22 protein-coding genes, 2 tRNA genes and 1 other RNA gene are annotated in these 19,477 nt (G+C 68.8%); 10 read left to right on the top strand and 15 right to left on the bottom strand.

The annotated features are described in order from the left end of the window. Positions 1-88 precede the first annotated feature (88 nt). From BLW27_RS02565 to mgtE, 3 genes are all read right to left on the bottom strand, one after another. A complete protein-coding gene (locus BLW27_RS02565; RefSeq protein ID WP_089878818.1) occupies positions 89-610 on the bottom strand; it encodes a DUF2799 domain-containing protein in 522 nt (173 codons plus the stop codon). Between the two features lie 66 nt (positions 611-676). Then, positions 677-1,252 (bottom strand): 5-formyltetrahydrofolate cyclo-ligase, encoded by a 576-nt coding sequence (locus BLW27_RS02560; protein ID WP_089878815.1) that lies wholly within the window; start codon positions 1,250-1,252, stop codon positions 677-679. Next, positions 1,253-2,644: a magnesium transporter gene (gene mgtE / locus BLW27_RS02555; protein WP_089878813.1), complete on the bottom strand. Its 1,392-nt coding sequence runs from the start codon at positions 2,642-2,644 to the stop codon at positions 1,253-1,255. 136 nt (positions 2,645-2,780) lie between these two features. Here mgtE and guaD point away from each other — a divergent pair, with 136 nt between their 5' ends. Further along, entirely contained in the window at positions 2,781-4,073 is a 1,293-nt protein-coding gene (guaD, locus tag BLW27_RS02550; RefSeq protein WP_177177804.1) for a guanine deaminase, read from the top strand. Positions 4,074-4,076: 3 nt separating this feature from the next. Here guaD and BLW27_RS02545 read toward each other — a convergent pair whose 3' ends face one another. From BLW27_RS02545 to BLW27_RS02535, 3 genes are all read right to left on the bottom strand, one after another. Then, a complete protein-coding gene (locus BLW27_RS02545; protein WP_177177803.1) occupies positions 4,077-4,556 on the bottom strand; it encodes a CAP domain-containing protein in 480 nt (159 codons plus the stop codon). A 165-nt stretch (positions 4,557-4,721) separates the two neighbouring features. Then, on the bottom strand, positions 4,722-5,525 hold the full coding sequence (gene hisN / locus BLW27_RS02540; protein WP_089878805.1) for a histidinol-phosphatase: 804 nt from the start codon (positions 5,523-5,525) through the stop codon (positions 4,722-4,724). Between the two features lie 82 nt (positions 5,526-5,607). Further along, positions 5,608-5,985 carry a helix-turn-helix domain-containing protein gene (locus BLW27_RS02535; RefSeq protein ID WP_089878802.1) on the bottom strand — a complete coding sequence of 126 codons (378 nt, stop codon included), beginning with the start codon at positions 5,983-5,985 and terminating at the stop codon, positions 5,608-5,610. Positions 5,986-6,282: 297 nt separating this feature from the next. Between BLW27_RS02535 and BLW27_RS02530 the strand changes: the two genes are divergently transcribed. Beyond that, a complete protein-coding gene (locus BLW27_RS02530) occupies positions 6,283-7,251 on the top strand; it encodes an NADPH:quinone oxidoreductase family protein (protein WP_089878799.1) in 969 nt (322 codons plus the stop codon). A gap of 61 nt (positions 7,252-7,312) precedes the next feature. Here the strand turns inward: BLW27_RS02530 and BLW27_RS02525 are convergent, their stop codons facing one another. From BLW27_RS02525 to BLW27_RS02515, 3 genes are all read right to left on the bottom strand, one after another. After that, positions 7,313-8,302 (bottom strand): Gfo/Idh/MocA family protein, encoded by a 990-nt coding sequence (locus tag BLW27_RS02525; protein ID WP_089878796.1) that lies wholly within the window; start codon positions 8,300-8,302, stop codon positions 7,313-7,315. 57 nt (positions 8,303-8,359) lie between these two features. Next, positions 8,360-9,253, bottom strand: coding sequence for an RNA polymerase sigma factor RpoH (gene rpoH, locus BLW27_RS02520; protein ID WP_089878793.1), 894 nt, complete (start codon positions 9,251-9,253; stop codon positions 8,360-8,362). A gap of 219 nt (positions 9,254-9,472) precedes the next feature. Next, the gene (locus BLW27_RS02515; protein ID WP_089878790.1) at positions 9,473-10,501 is read right to left on the bottom strand and encodes an RluA family pseudouridine synthase; all 1,029 of its coding nucleotides are present in this window, start codon (positions 10,499-10,501) and stop codon (positions 9,473-9,475) included. Here BLW27_RS02515 and BLW27_RS02510 point away from each other — a divergent pair. Both BLW27_RS02510 and BLW27_RS02505 read left to right on the top strand, forming a co-directional pair. Continuing rightward, a complete protein-coding gene (locus BLW27_RS02510; RefSeq protein WP_089878787.1) occupies positions 10,500-10,838 on the top strand; it encodes a DUF6476 family protein in 339 nt (112 codons plus the stop codon). The genes BLW27_RS02515 and BLW27_RS02510 overlap by 2 nt on opposite strands. 64 nt (positions 10,839-10,902) lie before the next feature. Further along, positions 10,903-11,382, top strand: a complete 480-nt coding sequence (locus tag BLW27_RS02505; protein ID WP_089878782.1) for a hypothetical protein — start codon at positions 10,903-10,905, stop codon at positions 11,380-11,382. 37 nt (positions 11,383-11,419) lie between these two features. Here BLW27_RS02505 and BLW27_RS02500 read toward each other — a convergent pair. Continuing rightward, positions 11,420-11,496, bottom strand: a tRNA-His gene (locus tag BLW27_RS02500). 142 nt (positions 11,497-11,638) lie between these two features. Between BLW27_RS02500 and BLW27_RS02495 the strand changes: the two genes are divergently transcribed. Next, a complete protein-coding gene (locus BLW27_RS02495) occupies positions 11,639-11,848 on the top strand; it encodes a DUF6324 family protein (RefSeq protein ID WP_089878778.1) in 210 nt (69 codons plus the stop codon). Here BLW27_RS02495 and BLW27_RS02490 read toward each other — a convergent pair whose 3' ends face one another. Continuing rightward, positions 11,849-12,283, bottom strand: coding sequence for an MmcB family DNA repair protein (locus tag BLW27_RS02490; RefSeq protein ID WP_089879685.1), 435 nt, complete (start codon positions 12,281-12,283; stop codon positions 11,849-11,851). Positions 12,284-12,412: 129 nt separating this feature from the next. Here BLW27_RS02490 and BLW27_RS02485 point away from each other — a divergent pair, with 129 nt between their 5' ends. The 3 genes from BLW27_RS02485 to ssrS all read left to right on the top strand — a co-directional run bounded on the left by BLW27_RS02485 (position 12,413) and on the right by ssrS (position 14,728). After that, on the top strand, positions 12,413-13,741 hold the full coding sequence (locus BLW27_RS02485) for a hypothetical protein (protein ID WP_245710751.1): 1,329 nt from the start codon (positions 12,413-12,415) through the stop codon (positions 13,739-13,741). After that, entirely contained in the window at positions 13,742-14,485 is a 744-nt protein-coding gene (locus BLW27_RS02480; protein ID WP_089878773.1) for a COG3904 family protein, read from the top strand. It begins immediately after the preceding gene. 87 nt (positions 14,486-14,572) lie between these two features. Further along, a non-coding RNA gene (gene ssrS, locus BLW27_RS22060) (6S RNA) lies at positions 14,573-14,728 on the top strand. A gap of 307 nt (positions 14,729-15,035) precedes the next feature. Here the strand turns inward: ssrS and nusB are convergent. The 4 genes from nusB to rlmB form a co-directional block, all read right to left on the bottom strand. After that, positions 15,036-15,509: a transcription antitermination factor NusB gene (gene nusB, locus BLW27_RS02475; protein ID WP_089878770.1), complete on the bottom strand. Its 474-nt coding sequence runs from the start codon at positions 15,507-15,509 to the stop codon at positions 15,036-15,038. Continuing rightward, the gene (locus BLW27_RS02470; protein ID WP_089878765.1) at positions 15,506-16,018 is read right to left on the bottom strand and encodes a 6,7-dimethyl-8-ribityllumazine synthase; all 513 of its coding nucleotides are present in this window, start codon (positions 16,016-16,018) and stop codon (positions 15,506-15,508) included. Before BLW27_RS02470 ends, nusB begins: the two co-directional genes overlap by 4 nt. Then, positions 16,018-17,145 carry a 3,4-dihydroxy-2-butanone-4-phosphate synthase gene (gene ribB / locus BLW27_RS02465; protein ID WP_089878762.1) on the bottom strand — a complete coding sequence of 376 codons (1,128 nt, stop codon included), beginning with the start codon at positions 17,143-17,145 and terminating at the stop codon, positions 16,018-16,020. Before ribB ends, BLW27_RS02470 begins: the two co-directional genes overlap by 1 nt. Positions 17,146-17,213: 68 nt before the next feature. Further along, positions 17,214-18,002, bottom strand: coding sequence for a 23S rRNA (guanosine(2251)-2'-O)-methyltransferase RlmB (gene rlmB, locus BLW27_RS02460; protein WP_089878759.1), 789 nt, complete (start codon positions 18,000-18,002; stop codon positions 17,214-17,216). Positions 18,003-18,130: 128 nt separating this feature from the next. Between rlmB and BLW27_RS21105 the strand changes: the two genes are divergently transcribed. Together BLW27_RS21105 and BLW27_RS02455 are read left to right on the top strand one after the other, a co-directional pair. Further along, positions 18,131-18,214: transfer RNA gene (locus BLW27_RS21105), tRNA-Tyr, on the top strand. Between the two features lie 52 nt (positions 18,215-18,266). Continuing rightward, positions 18,267-19,385, top strand: coding sequence for a site-specific integrase (locus BLW27_RS02455; RefSeq protein WP_089878755.1), 1,119 nt, complete (start codon positions 18,267-18,269; stop codon positions 19,383-19,385). The last annotated feature ends 92 nt before the right edge of the window (positions 19,386-19,477 follow it).

Raw genomic sequence — 19,477 nt, 5'->3', positions numbered from 1 at the left:
TGCAAAAGCAGATCGGCACGAAGGCGTCAACAGAGGCCGGATCAAGCCGCCATGTCGCTCCCGCTTCCGGGTTTCGCCCGGCCGCCCGTCAGAACCGCGCCACCGCGTTGCGCCGCGTCTCGAGCATGTGGCGGCGCAGATCGAGCAGGTTCAGCCGCGACAGCAGGGCACCGCGCGTCGCCGGGTCGTCGGCTGCGACGATGCGCGCACGGATGTCGTCCGCCTCGCGCCGAAGGTCGCGGATCTCCTCGGTCAGGTGGTGATAGCGGCGCCCCCTGGCGTTCGCCTGCTCGAGGACGGGCAGTCGCGCCGCGGGGCAGACCGGCGACAGCCGCGCGCCCGACCGGCCGACCTCGTAGGCGTTGAGCGGCGTGCAATAGGCGGTCAGACCCGCCTGGCGCCCGCGCTCCCACGCGGCGCGGTCGGGGGTCACGCCGGTGTCGGCGCAGGCCTTGGCGTGATTGACGATGAAATCGGCGGTGCGGCCGGCCCGGCCGTCCCGCTGGCCAATCTCTTCCCAGTTGCCCGCCAGGCACTCCTTCTCGCTGAGCGAGGCGCAGGCGGCGAGTGACATCAGAAGCGCGAAAGCGGCGATGAGGCGAAGAGGCACGGCGGTGGCTTTCCCAGGAATCTGCCGCCCACGGTGCGCCCGGCCGGGCGTGCCGTCAACAATCCATCACGACGACGAAGCGAAAGCCTCGGGCGAGATGATCTCGGCCTCGGTCACGATCAGGTCCAGCGGCTGGTCGGTCGGCTCCAGCGGCAGGCCCTCTGCCTCCTGCGCGGCGAAGGCGAAGCCGATGGCGGTGCGCGACCCGCGCGCCCGTAGGGCCGCCAGCGTCCGGTCGTAGTAGCCGCCGCCATAGCCCAGCCGGTTGCCCGCGCGGTCGAAGGCCAGCAGCGGCACGATCAGCACGCGGGGCTCCAGGAACTCCGGCTCGGCCGGGGTCGCGGCGCCGAACGGGCCCGGCACGAGCGTCGCGTCGGGCGTCCAGCGCGCGAAGCGCAGCGGCAGGCCGGGCCCCTCGATCACCGGCACGCAGACCGGGCCGTGGCGCGCGGCCTTGGCCATCGCGGGGCGCGGGTCGATCTCGGTCCGGATCGGCAGGAAACCGGACACGCAGGCGCCGCGGTGCCGCGCCAGCACCTGGTCGAGCACGGCCCACGCATCGGGCGGCGCCGACTCGAACGCCGCCTTGCGGCGCGCCAGCGCGGCCTTGCGCGCCGCGGACTTGCGATCCTCTATAGACATCTACAGCAGCACCGCCGCCGCCAGCCCGAGGAAGGCGAAGAAGCCCACCACGTCCGTGACCGTGGTCACGAAGGGCCCCGATGCCAGCGCCGGGTCGATCTTGAGGCGTTCGAGGATCAGCGGGATCGCGATTCCGCCGAAGGCCGCCGCGATCTGGGTCAGAAGCATGGCGCTTCCGATCACGACCGCCAGCATCGGCACGCCGAACCAGACCCCCGCCACCAGCGCCATGATGAAGCCGAACAAGGCCCCGTTCAGTGCGCCCACGACGATCTCGCGCCGCACGATGCGCAGCGCGTTGCTGCCGGTCAGGTCGCGGGTCGCGATCGAGCGCACGGCCACGGTCATGGTCTGCGTGCCGGCATTGCCGCCCATCGACGCGACGATCGGCATCAGCACCGCAAGTGCCACCATGCTGTCGATCGTGTCCGAGAACAGGCTGATGACGAAGGACGCGAAGATCGCCGTCAGCAGGTTCACGAAAAGCCAGGTCGCCCGGCCGCGCAGCGTTTCCAGCACGGTGTCCGACAGGCTCGCCTCTTCGCTGACGCCGGCCAGGCGCAGGATGTCCTCCTCGTTCTCTTCCTCCAGCACGGCCATCGCGTCGTCGATGGTGATGACGCCGACCAGACGCTCGGTCTCGTCCACCACGGGGGCCGAGATCAGGTGGTACTGGTTGAACGCGTAGGCCACGTCGCCCTCGTCCTGCAGGACGGGGATGATGCGGAAATCGTCCGAGGCGATGGTGCGCAGTGCGACGGCGCGGCTGGACCCCATGAGCTTGCCGAGTGCGACCTTGCCTACCGGGCGCAGCTTCGGGTCGACCAGGAAGATGTGGTAGAACTGTTCGGGCAGGTCGTCGCTGGCGCGCAGGTAGTCGATCGCCTCGCCCACGGTCCAGTGCTCGGGAGCCATGACGACCTCGCGCTGCATCAGGCGACCGGCCGAGTATTCCGGGTAGGTCAGCGATTGCTGCACCGCCGCGCGGTCGCTGGCGCCGAGCGCGCCCAGGATCGCGTCGCGCTGCTCGGGGTCGAGGTCTTCCAGAAGGTCGACCACGTCGTCGCTGTCGAGATCGCGCACCGCCTCGGCCAGAACCTGCGGGCTGAGCAGGCCGATCATTTCCTCGCGGATCGTCTCGTCGAGCTCGGACAGGATGTCGCCGTCGAACTCGCGGCCGTACAGTGCGACGAAGCGCCGGCGGTCGCCGGGCTCGATCTGTTCGAGAAGGTCGGCGATGTCAGCCGGATGCAACGGCTCCATCAGCGCGATCAGCTGTTCGCGGTCGCCCTCCTCGACCGCCTGCCGGACCTGCTGCACGGACTTGATGTCAAGCGCGTAGGCGTCGTCGGGATCGGGATCGGGCGCCAGTACTTCCGGCTCTTCCAGCATCACCGCCCTCCATCTGCTTGCCGCTGCCTCCGCGGGATTCTAGGGCAGTGCGGCGCGAGGTAAAACCACATTCGCCGGGGCGTTGTGGCCCGCGGTGCACGCGCCTAATGTGACGCGTCCGAACCGGAGAGAGCTCTTGACCGAAACCATCCTGCACCTGGGCCAGACGATCCGGTTCGACGGCGACGCGCTGCGCGACGGCCCGTCCGCCGCGCGCCACGAGCGCCACGGCGCCATCGCCGTCCGCGATGGCCACATCGTCGCGGCGGGGCCCGCCGATACGCTGCGCGCCGAGCATCCGGGTGCCCGCGTCGAGCATCACGGCGCGGGGCTGATCCTGCCCGGGTTCGTCGACGCGCACGCGCATTACCCGCAGACCGGCATCATCGCCAGCTGGGGCAAGCGGCTGATCGACTGGCTGGAGACCTACACCTTCCCCGAGGAGATGCGCTTTGCCGATCCGGCCTACGCCGCCGACGTGGCCGCGCGCTATCTCGACCTGCTGATCGAGCACGGCACCACCACGGTCTGCAGCTTCTGCACGATCCACCCCGCCTCGGTCGACGCGTTCTTCGCCGCCGCCGAGGCGCGCGGCATGCGCGTGGCCGCCGGCAAGACCTGCATGGACCGCAACGCTCCCGAGGGCCTGCGCGACACCGCGCGATCGGCCTACGACGATTCGGCGGCGCTGCTGGCGCGGTGGCACGGACGCGGGCGCGCCGACTACGTCATCACGCCGCGCTTCTCGCCCACCTCGACGCCCGAACAGCTCGAGGCGATGGGCGCGCTGTGGGCCGAGAACCCCGGCTGCCTGATGCAGACCCACCTTTCGGAACAGACGGACGAGATCGCCTGGGTCAAGTCGCTGTTCCCCGAGGCGCGCGACTACCTCGACACCTACGAGCGCTTCGGCCTGCTGGGGGAACGCGGCCTCTACGGCCACGCCATCCACCTCGAGCCGCGCGAGCGTGACCGCCTGCGCGAGGCCGGCGCCGCGCTGGTCCATTGCCCGACCTCGAACACCTTCATCGGCTCGGGGCTGTTCGACCTGGCGGGGCTGACGGCCGAGGGCCAGCGGATCGGGCTGGCGACCGATACCGGGGGCGGCTCGTCCTTCTCGATGCTGCGGACGATGGCGGCGGCCTACGAGATCGGGCAGCTGCGCGGCACGCCGCCCCACCCCGCGCAATTGCTGTGGCTGGCGACCGAAGGCTCGGCGCGGACGATGCACATGGCCGACCGCGTCGGCGGGCTCGAACCGGGGCGCGAGGCGGATTTCGTCGTGCTCGACCTCGCCTCGACCCCCGCGATCGCGCAGGCGACCGCGCGCGCCGAGGATATCTGGGAGGCGCTGTTCCCGACGATCATGCTGGGCGACGACCGCGCCGTCGCCGGCACCTGGGTCCTGGGCCGCCGCCTGAAGGGATGAGGCCTAGCAACCGCGCCGGCCCAGAACCAGTACCCAGATGTCGCCCTCGGCCCGCGCGAGGCCGTAGCGCGTGTGCTTGGGCGAGATCATGTTGCGGTAGTGCCCGGGCGAGACGCGCCAGCTGGCCAATGTCTGCGCCAACGAAGTCTGCCCCATGGCGAGGTTTTCGGCGATCGAGCAGTAGTTGAAGCCTGCGCGCTCGGCCCGCTGCCCGATCCGGCTGCCGTCCGAGCCGCGATGCGCGAAGAAGTTGTTCCGCGCCATGTCCAGCGCGTGGGCCTGCGCGACCCGGTTCAGCACCTCGGACTGCACCACGGGGTGAACGCCCGCCTCGGTCCGGTAGGCGTTCAGCGCCGTCGTCTCGACCGGCGCGTTGCGGCTGACGGTCTGGATCGGCTCCGGCGGTTCGCCGTACGTGATGGTGACGGGCACGGGCACACAGGCCGTGCATAGCAGCGACGTGGCCAGCACAAGATATCGCACCGGTTTTCTCCTTCGATGATCTGCGGCCGTCCGGATCCTCATGGCTCCGTCATGGCCCATGGCTCATGCCACCCGCTCAACCATCGATTAATTCCCTACGCAATCGATCAACCGCACAGTGTGCCAATGATCGGCGGGGTCCCGCCAGCTTCGGCGGCGGGATGCCTATGTTGCATTCAGCAGCGCCAGCGCCTGCGCGTGCAGGCCTGCATTGGCGGCGGCGATGACCCGACCGCCCTGGGCGACCGGGCTGCCGCGCCAGTCGGTGACGATACCGCCGGCCGCCTTGATCACGGCAAGGGGTGCCTGGATGTCGTAGGCCTGAAGCCCCGCCTCGATCACCACGTCGATCTGGCCCGCGGCCAGCAGCGCGTAGGCGTAGCAATCCATGCCGTAGCGGACCAGCTTCACGCTGTCCGCCACCCGGACGAAGGCGGCGCGCTCGTCTGCAGAGCCGATCTCGGGAAAGGTCGTGAACAGGACGGCATCGGCCAGCGCGGGCGTCGGCCGCGTCGCAAGCGCGCCGCCGCCATGCGGACCGCTCCAGCCCGCCGCGCCGAACCCGCCCCAGAACCGCTCCTGCGTGTAGGGTTGGTCGATGATGCCGAATTCGGGCCCCTCCGCCCCGCCCACGGCAATCAGCACGCCCCAGGTCGGCGTTCCGGACATGAAGCCGCGCGTGCCGTCGATCGGGTCGAGCACCCACGTCAGGCCGCTGTCGCCATCGGTGAGGCCGAATTCCTCGCCCAGGATCGCGTCCTGCGGCCGGCGCCGCGCCAGCACCTCGCGCATGGCGCGCTCGGCGGCGCGGTCGGCCGCGGTCACGGGGTCGAACAGGGCGGCACCCTTGTCCTCGATCGCCAGCGCGGCGGTGCGGAAATAGGGAAGGATCGCTTGGCCCGCGGCGTCGGCCAGCGCATGCGCTGTCTCGGCCAGTTCGGCCCGAAGGGTCGGCTGCGTCACGGCCATCGGTCACTCCTCGCGCCAGGCGCGCAAGGGCGGTCACTCCTTGCGCTTCACGCGCAAGGGCTAGCCCGGCGGCGCGACGGGCTCAAGCCACGTCCGACAGCACCCGTGCCAGTTCGAACAGGCGCCGGCGCTGGTTCTCGGGGATCGCGTAGTACGACCGCACCAGGTCCAGCGCCTCCTTGTCGGCCAGGATGTCGGCCGGCACGTTGTCCTGGCCGTGGACGGCCTTGGCGTTCTCGGCCTCCTCGATCCCCTCGAAGAAGGCGCTGACCGGCGCATCCAGCGCCTCGGCGATGTCCCAAAGGCGCGACGCCGACACGCGGTTGGCGCCGGTTTCGTATTTCTGGATCTGCTGGAACTTGATCCCGACCCTGCCCGCCAATTGCTGCTGTGTCATGCCGATCAACCAGCGCCGCTGCCTGATTTTCTTGCCTACATGAACATCGACCGGATGCGCCATGAATCATTTCCTCGTGTAAATTTCACCGACGTTAGCACCCCGTCGCCTCGGAACAAGAGAAAGGGCACGCGACACGGGCCACCTCGCCGGGGAAAGATCGTCCATTGATAGACCGGCATCTGCATCCAGATCAACCCAAGGTATCGCCTCCGAATGCAGTATCAACTTAAAAAGAAACTCATTTTCCAAGCGGGACGTTACGGCACCGATCGCCCCGGCGGCTCGTCCGGCAGGGTGCGGTTTGACACCTGCCGGGCGATTTGCGCAGATGCCGCGACACGAGATGCGGAGTCCGCCATGCGCGCCTACCAGGTCACATCCTTCGACGCACCGCTCGGGCTGACGGAGATGCCCGTGCCCCCGCCCGCCCCGGACGAGATCCGCCTGCGGATCGCCGCCTGCGGGCTGAACTTCGCGGACCTGCTGATGCAGAAGGGTGAATACCAGGACACCCCCGCCCTGCCCTTCGTGCCGGGGATGGAGGTGGCGGGTCTGGTCGATGCGGTGGGCGCCGACGTCGCCGGTTTCCAGCCCGGCCAGCGCGTGGCGGTCTTCGGCGGCCGCGGGGGGCTTGCGGAATACGGCTGCTTTCCCGCCGACCGCGCGGTGGCGCTGCCCGACACGATGGGCTGGCGCGACGCGGCCGCCTTCCAGATCGCCTACGGCACCAGCCACGTCGCGCTGGACCACCGCGCGCACCTCGTCTCGGGCGAGACGCTGCTGGTGCTCGGCGCCGCCGGCGGCGTGGGCCTCACCGCGGTCGAGATCGGCAAGCTGATGGGCGCGCGCGTGATCGCCTGCGCGCGCGGCCGCGACAAGCTGCGCGCCGCCCACGAGGCCGGCGCCGACCACCTGATCGACGCGACCGACACCGACATCCGCGACGCCGTGCTGCAGCTGGGCGGCGCCGACGTGGTCTACGATCCGGTGGGCGGCGCGCAGTTCGACGCCGCCTTCCGCGCCTGCCGCCCCGAGGCGCGGATCCTCACCATCGGTTTCGCCTCGGGCGAGGTGCCGCGGATCAAGGCCAACCACCTGCTGGTCAAGAACCTGACCGTGATGGGCCTCTACTGGGGCGGCTACCTCGCCTTCCGGCCCGAGGTGCTGACCAACTCGCTGCGCATCCTGATCGACTGGCACCGCCAGGGCCGCATCCGCCCGCATGTCAGCCACGCGCTGCCCTTCGACCAGGTCGAGGCCGGCCTTGCCCTGCTGCGGGACCGCCGCTCGACCGGCAAGGTCGTCATCGAGATCGCCGACCTCTGAGACGCGCGCCCGGCGGGACGGCGGGCGGGGCGACGCCCGCAGGGCGAGCGCCGTGTCGCCGTCACACCGCCCGTTCGGCGGCGTAGACCCGGTCGATCATGTCCTGCGTGCCGCGGCCGAATTCCAGCGGCACCGTCACCTCGGCCCCCTCCAGCACGCAGCGGTTGAACGCCTCGACCTGCGTCACGTAGTGGTCGGCCTTCGGATAGCGCCACTCGGTCACCTCGGACCCGCCGCCGCGGTGATCCACGCGCGACAACATCACCCGCGCCTCGCCGAAGACCCGCGGGTTGAACGGCGCCGACAGGCGGATCACGCCGCCCTCGCCGTGGAAGGTCACCTCCTGCCACGGCGCCGCTCGCATCGAGACCATGCCCGCGTAGTGGAACGACGGGAACCGCGCGGTGACATGCGCCCAGACGTCGACGCCATTCTCGCGCCGGATGCGGGAATCGAGGATCTCCTCGGGCTCTTCCCCCGTCACCAGCCGCACCGAGCCGAAAATGTAGACGCCGATGTCCGGGATCGCCCCGCCGCCGGTATCGACCCGGTTGCGGATGTTCGACGTCTCGTCGCGGTTGTCGAAGCTGAAGCTGGCGGTGACGTTGACGAGCTTGCCGATCGCGCCGTCGCGATACAGATCGCGCGCCTTCTGCCATTGCGGGTGGTGCGGGATCATGAACGCCTCGACCACCGTCAGCCCCGAGCGGTCGCGGGCGGCGATGACCTTGTCGTAATCGGCGACGCACAGCCCCAGCGGCTTCTCTACCAGCACATGCTTGCCCGCATCCAGCGCGCGGAGCGTCCAGTCGACGTGCATGTGGTTCGGCAGCGGGATGTAGATCGCGTCGATCTCCGGATCCGCCAGCAGCGCGTCATAGCTGTCGTGCACCCGCAATCCCGGGGCCATCGACAGGAACGGCGCGGCCTTCTGCCGGTCGCGGGTCGCCAGCGCGTCGAAAGTGCCGCCCTCCGCCACCTGGAAGGCCTGCGCCATCGTCGTGCGCGCCAGCTTCGCCGCGCCCAGAATGCCCCATCTCACGTGTTCCATGTCCGTCCTCCCTGATCCGCCGATAGCGGTATCAGCGAGGACGCATGGCGTGCAAGATCAGGCGTTCATCATGCCCTGCTGCTTGGCCAGGTCGCGCATCTTCTTCTGAAGCTTCTCGAAGGCGCGCACCTCGATCTGGCGGATGCGCTCGCGGCTGACGTCGTAGACCGATGACAGGTCCTCGAGCGTCACCGGCTTCTCGGACAGGCGCCGCTGCGTCAGAATGTCCTTCTCGCGGTCGTTCAGGACGCTCATCGCCTCGAGCAGCAGCGCGCGGCGCGATTCCAGTTCGTTCCGCTCGGCATAATCCTCTGCCTGGTCGGCACTCTCATCCTCGAGCCAGTCCTGCCACTGCATCGAGCCTTCGCCCTCGGACCCGACGGTGGCGTTCAGCGACGCGTCGCCGCCCGACAGCCGCCGGTTCATCGAGATCACCTCGTCGGTGGACACGCCGAGATCGGTCGCGATCTTCTCGACATGCTCGGGACGCAGGTCGCCCTCTTCAAGAGCGCCGATGCGCGACTTGGCCTTGCGCAGGTTGAAGAACAGCTTCTTCTGCGCCGACGTGGTCCCCAGCTTCACCAGGCTCCACGACCGCAGGATGTATTCCTGGATCGATGCGCGGATCCACCACATCGCGTAGGTCGCCAGCCGGAACCCCTTCTCGGGATCGAAGCGCTTGACCGCCTGCATCAGGCCCACGTTCGCCTCGGAAATAACTTCGGCCTGCGGCAACCCGTAGCCGCGGTAGCCCATTGCGATCTTCGCGGCCAGACGCAGGTGCGAGGTCACCATCCGGTGCGCGGCCTCGGTATCGCCATCCTCGACCCAGCGCTTGGCCAGCATGTATTCCTCTTCCGGCTCCAGCAGCGGGAAGCGCCGGATCTCCGACAGGTAGCGGCTGAGGCCGGCCTCCGGCGACGGCGCCGGCAGATTGGCATAGTTGCTCACGACACGTCCCTCCATCACGGCCCGATGTTATCGGGCTTAACATTCCAGATAGTCGCCGGCCGCGCACGATTCAAGCAAGTCGAAGCCCGATTCGCAGACGCTGCCAGCATCCTGTTACCGTTCACTTAAAGAAGAAATCCACGCGCGTAAGGTTGCATCGCCCGCCATCACAGCCCTGTGCGCAGGTGTAACGTCACGCGGCGCTCCGGCGGGCGCCCGTCACCCGGCGCCGCGCAGCGCCTCTATCAGCGCGGCCAGGTCCTCGGGCGGGTCGGCGCGGAACGCCATCGGCGCGCCATCGGCCGGATGGTCGAAGCCCAGATCGGCCGCGTGCAGCGCCTGCCGGGAAAAGCCCTGCGCCACCGCCAGCGCGTCCAGCCCCAGCGCCTTGACCGACAGCTTGCGCCTCCCGCCATAGACCGGATCACCGATCAGCGCGTGACCCGCATGCGCCATGTGCACCCGGATCTGGTGCGTGCGCCCGGTCTGCAGCCGGCATTCGACCAGTGCCGCGGCGGGCGGCATGCCGAACCGCTCCAGCACCCGCGCCCGCGTGATCGCGTGGCGCCCGTGCCCGTCGAAATAGACTGCCTGCCGCTGCCGGTCGGTGCGGTGCCGCGCCAGCCCCGAGGTGATGGTGATCGCCCCGCTCTCGATCGACACGCCGCGCGTGCCCAGCAGCCGCGGATCGGCCTGGTCCGGCACCCCGTGCACCACCGCCAGGTAAGCCCGGCGCACCGAGTGGTCGGCGAACTGCGCGGCCAGCGCGTGATGCGCACGGTCGGACTTGGCCACCACCAGCAGGCCCGTCGTGTCCTTGTCGATCCGGTGCACGATGCCGGGGCGCTTCTCGCCGCCGACGCCGGACAGGTTCCCGCCGAAATGGTGCAGCAGCGCGTTGACCAGAGTCCCGTCGGGCGAACCGGGCGCGGGATGCACCACCATGCCGGCGGGCTTGTTTACCACGATCAGGTCGTCGTCCTCGTGCCGGATGTCCAGTGCGATGGCCTGCGCCTCGACGTGGTAGTCCTGCGGGGCGGGCACGGCGATGGCGATCTCGTCGCCTTCCTCGACGCGCGCCTTGGGATCGCTCAGCACCTCGTCGCCGCGCGTGACCGCACCCTCGGCGATCAGCCGCGCCAGGCGCGTGCGCGACAGCGCCGCGTCCTCTGGCACATCGCGCGCCAGCGCCTTATCAAGGCGCGGCGGCGGCGCGGCCGCGATGGTGACGTGAAGGATCCGGTCCATGTCTTCACTCCGGCCCGGCGAAGGCGAGCTTCCCGAACCGCCCGCGCTGCGGCTGCTGCGCCGGCTGGTGACGGTCCTGATGGTGGTGATGATCGGCGCGACGGTGACGCTCACCGCGCTGGTCTGGCACCGCTATAGCAACGCCCGCGCCCCCTTGCCAGAGCGCATCGCCCTGCCCGACGGCACCACCGCCACCGCCTTCACCCAAGGCCCGGACTGGTATGCCGTAGTCACCGCGGACAACCGCATCCTGATTTTCGACCGCGCCACCGGCGCGCTGCGCCAGACGATCGCGGTCACGCCCGCGCCGGCCGACGCGCCCGGGGGCTCGCCTTGACTCGTTCCCGGCATCCCCCATACTGGCACAACTTATTGGAGAGGAACCGGGTCTCGTTGATCGCATGGCGTATCATCCCAACCACACTGCCTGCGCGCGGTCGACGCTCGTCGCCACCCTGGAAACCTTCGAGGTCCGCCAGCTGCACGGCATGTTCTACATCCGCCAGCCGCGCGCGCTCGGGCTCGAGACGCACCAGACCTTTCTCGACTGGCTCTACGGCCTGGGTCCCGAGGCCAGCCTGACGCCGGTCATCCACGACATGCGCGCCTGCGACTTCGACCAAATCGGCACCGAGACCGTGAAGGCCTGGGTGCACCAGGGCTCGCGCAACCGGTCGCGCAGGACGACCCCGCGGGCGATCGTGGTCGGCTCCGAATCCGCCTTCGGCACGATGCGCATGTTCCAGATCCTGTCCGACGCCCGCAGCGTCACCGACGAGACCAAGATGCTGTTGACCTATTCGCTCGCCGAGGCCGTCCGCTGGCTGCGCCACCACCGCCAAAGCGCCCGCCTGCGCCGCGCGGCCGCGTCCGGCGGGTAGCAACCCCGTCGGGGCGGGTCAGTTGCGGTGGGGATGATGGTACCGCCTCCCCGGCTCGAACGGGGGACCTCTAGATCCACAATCTAGCGCTCTAACCTACTGAGCTAAGGCGGCACGCACGCGCCGAATACAAAGAGGCCGGATCGATTGCAAGACAGAAATCCGCCTCCTTGCGCGACTCCGCCCCGCCCCGCTTGCAAATCGCGCGACGCGGCGCTAATCGCTTTGGCCTGCCAGACAGCGGAAGGCTTGCGCCATGGGCATCAACGACGAACGCGACATCGAGGCCAACCTCCAGATCGGGCCGACCGACATGGGCCAGGTGCGGCTTTTCGTGAGCGCCGACAACGGCATCGAGATCCCGATGGATTTCGACCCCGAGGAAGCCGAGGAGATCGTCGACGAACTCCGCGCCGCAATCCAGGCCGCCCGGCGCGTCAAGCCCAGGTCCAAGCCGCGCCGCTAGCTACACGTCCCCCAGCACCGCGCCCGGATCGCGCATTCCGTGCAGGCGCCGCGCCGCGTGCTGCGCGAAGCGCCGGATCACCGCGTTGCGCCGCGCGCCCGTCAGCTTCGTCTCGGGTCCCATGCGCAGGATCTCGGCGTCGTAGGCGTCGGCGATGATCAGACCGGTCTCGTCCGGCAGGCGCTCGGTCGGGAAATCCTGGTCCACCGCCCAGAAGTACCGGTCGCCCCATTCTAGGTAGCCTTCCCACTTCGCGTCCGAGGTGAAGTCGGCGACGCTCGACTTGCACTCGATCACCCACAGCGCCCCCTTGGGGCCCAGCGCCATGACGTCCAGCCGCTTGCCGCGCTCGGGACAGAACTCCTCGACCACCGAGAAGCCCAGGCTGGCCAGGTGGCGGCACACGCCCCGCGCCAGAAGCTGGCCCGGCTTCATCTCTGCCATCGGGGATCTGTCGGTCGGGTCGATCATGCCCCGAATATGAACAAGCCGTGAACAAACGCAACCCCGCTTTCCTTCCGCAATCGGCGCGACTAGCGTCGTCGGGCATCGACGGAGACCGCCATGCCGCAGGATTTCGACACCGACCACGCGCACGACCAGGGGCGGGACGGCGACCACCGGATCATCCGGGCCGAGGCCCGCAACGTCCGCGCCGCGCGCGAGCTCGAGGATCATCTCGGTTGGCTCGACACCTTCACCGGCACGGCGCTCGGCGTGCTGGCGGTGGCCTCGGGCATCTACACCTATCTCGGGGTGTCCTCGCTGCTGGACGAGAACGGCGCCATGTCGGTCTTCGCCGCCATCGCCTATTCCACCGCCGTCTCGGTCGGCATCTTCGTGTTCTGGTCCTACATGATGCGGCTCTTCCCCTCGGTCCGCACGGCCGCCGCGCGCACCGGGCTGTTCGCCGCGATGGGCCTAGGCAGCCTCGCCATCGTCGCCATGTCGTCCTGGCTGAACGCCGCGGCGCTGGCCGGGTCGGCCGCCGTCGAACAGCACCTCGCCGAGACGGTGCAGGACTACCAGGCCAGCCTCGAGCGCGCGCACGAGGTCGCCCTGTCCGCGCAGGCGCTGGAACGCGACGTCGCCCGCGTGCGCCAAAGCTTCGAGGACCTGTCCGAGCAGGAGGCGCAGGGCTCGCTCTCGGGCCTCGCCGGGCGCGGCGCGGTCTTCCGCGTGCTGCGGCAGAAATCCGACGAACTTGCCACGCTTGAGGCGCAGATCGCCGCCCAGACCCCGCTGGTGGAAAACGCCTTCGACGAGGGCAACCAGATCCTGTCGCGCATGCGCTCGCTCACGGTCGAGCCGGGCCCGGTCGAGGCCCGCTCGGTCGAGTTCTCCGAGGCCGCCGTGCGCCTCCAGGGCATCATCAGCGAACTGCGGCAATTGTCCGTCGCCCCGCTGGTGCAGCGCGCGGCGCAGGACCTGTCGCAATCGGTGGTCCTGCCCGAACTCGACGCCAGCACCGACGCGGCGCGCGACAGCCAGTCCGCCACCATCGGCTCGGTGCTCGAGGTGCTGGTGCAGCGCGCGGCCACGCTGGAACAGGCCGCGCAACAGGTCATCGCCCTGCAACCCGCGCCCGAGATCGACTACACGCCCCTCTCGGCCGCCGACGCCGTGATCGTCTACGCGCGCAACTTCGTGCCCTCCTGGGCGGGCGCCATCGCGATCGACCTGCTGCCGGCGGTGCTGGTCTTCATCGTCGCGATCACCCGGTCCGCCATCCGCCATGGCCGCGAGGGCACCGGGGTCGAGGACACGATGACCCTGGCCGAACTGCGCGCCGCCCTGCACGCGATGCGCGAGATGGAGGGCGCGATGGCCCCCCTCCCGCGCGACGCCCCCGCCCGCACGGGGCCGCCACGCGTGCACGACGCGGCCGAGTAGATGCCGCGCAACGCCATAGCCCGCACGCTGATGGGCGTGCTGATCTTCCAGCTCGGCATCGCCGCCTTCCTGATCCTGGGCGACATGCGGCTGGGCCGGATCGGCATTCCCGATTTCGGCCCCGACGCGCCCGGCCTGACCGAACCCGTCCGCCCCGGCGACCAGCGCCGCACCTACGCCCCGCGCCGCGACCGGCCCGCCGTGCTGCCCGCCCGCGACCCCGGCAACCTGCCCGACCGGCTGGTCCTCACGCCCGAGGACGGCCCGACCTGGCGGCTCGAGGGCGAGATCGCCGAGGGCGACGCCGCGCGCATCGCCGACCTTCTGGCCGAGGCCGACCCGCCCATCGAGACGCTGATCCTGCAAAGCCCCGGCGGCACCGTGTCCGAGGCGCTGGTGCTGGGCCGCGCCCTGCGCCGCCTGGGCATCGCGACCCGGATGCTGTCGGGCGAATACTGCCTGTCGGCCTGCCCCTACCTGCTGGCCGGCGGGGTCACGCGGCAGGTCCATCCCGACGCCTCGGTCGGCGTGCACCAGCACTTCTACGGCCGCAACGTCCTGCTGCCCGCCTTCGTTGCGGTCGAGGACATCCAGATCAGCCAAGCCGAGGTGATGGATTACCTCGACGAGATGGGAATCGACCCGATGGTCATGCGCCACGGCCTCGGCACCCCGCCGGACGAGATCTACATCCTCGTGCCGGACGAGCTCGAACGCTACGGGTTCACGACCCCCGAAAGCTGACGAAGCACGGCGCGTCCCAACACGGCGAACGCTTTCTTCCGGCCCCTCTTGTCAGCGGGCGGGCACAGGCTTACCTCTGCGCTCAGGCGGGTTCTGCCCTTCTCGTGAACGGGTACATTCCGGTGGCCTTAAGCAAATCCGAGGGAGCTGGCTCTGGCGAGGCCCTGGTCTCGCTACCTGGCGCCCACCTGTACATACAGGTCCTCGGGAATGCACGACCCACACGGTTGGCGCGGTTCCCGCCGCTATTATCTTCGAGCTCGTCGCGCGCCGTGTAAGAAGTCGGGCCCAAAGGGGACAGCGTCCCCCGACGCGACGACGAGTGTCAAGGCGGCTCCGCCCCTTCGCCCAACGCGACGACAAGGGACGAGGGCGCTCCGACCCCGCCGCTTTGCGGTTTCTCCCCCGAATTTTAGAGACAGAAGACGCAGGCGCGCGACGCGCCCGCGCGACGGCGGATCGTTACCGAAAGGTAAAACCGTCTCTGCAAGCCATTGATTTCTATAAGGCAGAAGGATGTCCCACCGTGGGACACCGTGTTTTGGCACCCCTAGAACGCCTCCGGCTTCGCCTCGCGCGCCATGTGGTCCAGAACCGCGTTGACGAAGCGCGGCTCGCGCCCCTCCGGATAGAACGCCTCGGCGACCGAGACATATTCCGCGATCACCACCTTGGGCGGCGTGTCCAGCGCCACCAGCTCGGCCCCGCCCGCGCGGAACAGCGCCCGCAGCGTGGTGTCGATCCGGTCGATCGGCCACTTGGCCACCAGCGCGCGGTCGGTCATCTGGTCGATCTTCGCCTGCCAGTTGATCGCCTGCTCGGTCACCTCGGTGAAGAGGTCCACGTCGCCCTCGGCCATCTCGTCGCCCTCGGGCGTCGTCGCGCCGAAGCGGAAGTCGAGGAACTCGCGCCGCACGGCGTCGACGCTGGCATCCGACTGCTCCATCTGGAACAGCGCCTGCACCGCATAAAGCCGCGCGGCGCTGCGCATCTTGCGTTTCTGGTTCCCGGAAAGCTCGGTCATGACGCGTCTCCGGCGACGAAGCCCACGCCCGCGCGCTGGCCGCCCCAGTGCCGCGCCAGCGCCACCAGGTGCAGCGCGGCCGCCGCAGCCCCGCCGCCCTTGTTCTGGCCGTCCAGCCGCGCGCGCGCGTCGGCCTGCTGGCGGTTCTCCACCGTCAAAATGCCGTTGCCGATGCACAGCCCCTGCAGCCCCAGCAGGGTCAGCCCGCGCGAGCTGTCGTTGCACACGGTCTCGTAATGCGTGGTCTCGCCGCGGATCACGCAGCCCAGCGCCACGTAGCCGTCGAAGTCGCTCATCCGCCCGGCGATGCCGATCGCCGTGGGGATTTCGAGCGCGCCGGGCACCTCGACCGTCTGGTGCGACGCGCCCGCAGCCTCGATCTCGGCGCGCGCGCCGGCCAGAAGCTGGTCGGCGATGTCCTTGTAGTAGGGCGCGACCACGATCAGCAGCTTGACCGGCCGGTCGAACTCGGGCCGCGGCAGGGTGTGGTATTCTTCCGATCCGGCCATCAGCCAAGCTCCGATATCTTGCGGGTGCCGACGATCTCCAGCCCGTAGGCCTCCAGCCCGACCACCTTCGGCGTGGGCGAGTTCGTCAGCAGCGTGAGTTTCGACAGCCCGAGCGAGGACAGGATCTGCGCCCCCAGCCCGTATTGCCGCAGCGTGCGGGGCGAAACCTCTTCGCCCACGTCCATCTTCATTGAGGTGTCGCGCAGCAGCACGACGACGCCGCGCCCCTCGGCGGCGACGGCCTCCATCGCGTGCTGGAACTCGTGCGCGCGACCCTTCGGGCCGGTGCCGATCACGTCCAGCATCGGGTCCATCGCGTGCATCCGCACCAGCACCGGCTCGGGGCCGGAAATGTCGCCCTTGGTCAGCACGACATGCTCGTCGCCATGTGTCTCGTCGACATACACGCGTAACGCCCATTCGCCGCCGAACTCCGAGGTGATCGTCTGTTCGGTGCGGACCTTCACCAGGTTGTCGTTGCGCCGGCGGTAGGCGATCAGGTCGCTGATCGTGCCGATCTTCAGCCCGTGCCGCTGCGCGAAGGCCACCAATTCGGGCAGCCGCGCCATGGTGCCGTCGTCGTTCATGATCTCGCAGATCACGCCCGAGGGGTTCAGCCCCGCCAGCCGCGCCACGTCGACGGCGGCCTCGGTATGGCCGGCGCGCACCAGCACGCCGCCCGCCTTGGCGCGCAGCGGAAAGACGTGGCCCGGCGTGGCGATGTCGGCCGCGCCCTTGCTGGCATCGATCGCCACCTGGATCGTGCGCGCCCGGTCGGCGGCGGAAATGCCGGTGGTCACGCCCTCGCGCGCCTCGATAGAGGTGGTGAACGCGGTTTCATGCCGGCTGGAATTGTTCGTCGACATGAGCTGCAGCCCCAGATCGCCGATCCGGTCGCCGGTCATCGCAAGGCAGATCAGCCCGCGACCATACAACGCCATGAAGTTCACCGCGTCCGGGGTGGCCCATTGCGCCGGGATCACCAGGTCGCCCTCGTTCTCGCGGTCCTCGTGGTCGACCAGGATGAACATGCGCCCGGACCGCGCGTCGTCGATGATCTCCTCGACCGAGGAGATAGCGTCGCGCCAGTTCTCCTCGACCGGTCCCGGGGTCTCGTAATCCGCCATGTGGCCTCCGTTTCGTCACCGCGCCAGATAAGCCAGCCCGGCCGCGATGGCCAGAGCAAAGCCTAGGCTCAGGGCGCCTGCACGCGCGGCAGGCTTGCATAGAGCGCGACCGCCGCCGCGTTCGACACGTTGAGCGACCCGAACGCGCCCGCCGCCGCGATCCCGACCAGCGCGTCGCAGCTTTCCTTCGTGCGCGGCCGCAGGCCCGGCCCTTCCGCGCCCAGCACCAGCGCGACGGGGCGGTCGCGTCTGCCGTCGAGCGCGGCCTCGATCGTGGTCTCCGCCGTACCGTCCAGCCCCAGCACCAGCCAGCCCATGTCGCGCAGCTCGAGGATCGTGTCCGACAGGTTGCGCACCCGCAGGTAGGGCTGGCGTTCCAGCGCGCCGCTCGCGGTCTTGGCCAGCGCGCCTGTCTCGGGGGCGGCGTGGTGGCGCGGACCGATCACCGCCTGCGCGCCGAGCACCTCGGCCGAGCGCAGGATCGCGCCCACGTTGTGCGGGTCGGTCACCCGGTCGAGCAGCACCAGCCTCGCGCCCGGCCCGCCCTGCGCCACGTCCTCGACCCGCCCCCAGTCTAGCGGCACCACCTCGAGTGCTGCGCCCTGGTGTACCGAGCCGGGATCGAGCGGCGCCTTGAAGCTGCGCGGGTCGTGGATCTCGGGCTCCATGCCGCTCTGCTCGATGGCGTCGGACAGCTTCTCGGCAGCGTTCGGCGTCACGATCAGGCGCAGGCGTTCGCGGCGCGGGTTGACGAGCGCGTCGCGCACCGCGTGCAGGCCGAAAAGCCAGACGGTGCGCGCCTCCTCGGCCTTGGCCTCGCGCTCCTTCTCGACCACCCATTTCGGCTTTTTCGCCATGCTACATACCCCTGTCCGTAGCCTTCGGCCATCGCATGCACGCCGGCGCAAGGGCAAGGCATTTCCGGGTTGACGGGGCAAAACCGCCCTAGTAATCACGCGCTCACACCGGAACCAACGGTGCCGGTGGGCGACAGGCCGCAAGGTGTGGCAGGGGACTGTAACTCCCTCGCGGAGACGCACGCCAGGTTCGATTCCTGGGTCGCCCACCATAGCCTTTAGTTTTCAATGGCTTACCCTCCCTCATGTAAGGGAAAATGAGCCATGAATCGCATACTTCCGAAGGGCATTTTCAAGCGCGGCAGCACGTATGCATTGCGCTACTCTGTGCCGTCAGAACTCCAGGAATTGGTAGGCAAGAAAGAGATCGTTCGGAGCCTCGGGACGGCCGATCTAGGCGAGGCGCTGGCGCTCAGAAACGAGAAGCTTTCGGAAATTCGCGAGGGACTTTTCGCGACGGATGAACCCAAGGCTTCGACGCCGAAAACTTCGGGCTTCCAGAACCAACCTACGGTGCGCTCTACGGCCCACCGATGGCTCTCCGAAAGCGACGGCATCAAGAACACGACGCGGCAGCGGTACAATTACATCCTGGAGCGGTTCGCGGCTTTCACCGGGAATGCCCCGGTCACGACGATCAACCGTTCGGTTGCACTCGCCTACATGGATCACCTTCGCGCGACACCCTCCCACCGCACAGGGGAACCGCTGTCGGATCGCAGCCTAGCCACCCATCAAATCTGCCTCGCGTCCTACTGGCGCATCCTAGAACACTGGGGGCTTGTCGATGGCGACATGAAGAACCCCTTCTCGTCGCTTCTTCGCCGTCTTGCGGGGCAGAAGAAGAAGGCAGACCCGAGAAAGAAGAACCTACGCCCTGTCACCCGAGACGAAGCCGAGGCCCTAATTGCCTTCATCAAGGGGAACAACCGGCTCAAGTACCAGCATGAAATGATAGTCACAGTTCGGTTGCTGTGGGTGACCGCCTGTCGCCTCGGGGAAATCGCGGGGCTTTCGCTGAGCGACATTGACGACCGAGGCGACCACATCCGCTTGAACATCACCGGGGCCAAGACCGAAGCGGGAAACCGGACGGTCATGCTTGTCGGGGAAGCGGACTGTGACTTGCTCAGAGCCACCGTACGCCGCGCTCTGGTGACCGAGCCGTCATGCCCAGAAAACCGTGGCATACTATTCCCTCGCTTGCTCAGAGGCGGCTATGACAAGACCCTCACACACTATCTAGGAAAGGCTCTCGAACACGCGCGGAAGAACTTGGACTTGAACGCGGACGAATGGGACATGCACTCCTTCAGACGCACCGGCGTATCCGCTTTGATTAATTCAGGTGTCTCAAGGGAAGCCCGAAACCTGGCGGTGTGAACTGGCCCCCGTTTCGACCGGACACTCGGGCATAACCATGGAGGCTTAGGCATATGCCTAAGCACGTGCTTATGTCTGACTATGAGATCATT

The sequence above is a fragment of the Citreimonas salinaria genome (genome assembly GCF_900107235.1).
Taxonomy (GTDB): Bacteria; Pseudomonadota; Alphaproteobacteria; order Rhodobacterales; family Rhodobacteraceae; genus Citreimonas; species Citreimonas salinaria.
This window is presented reverse-complemented; position numbering and strand designations above follow the sequence as displayed.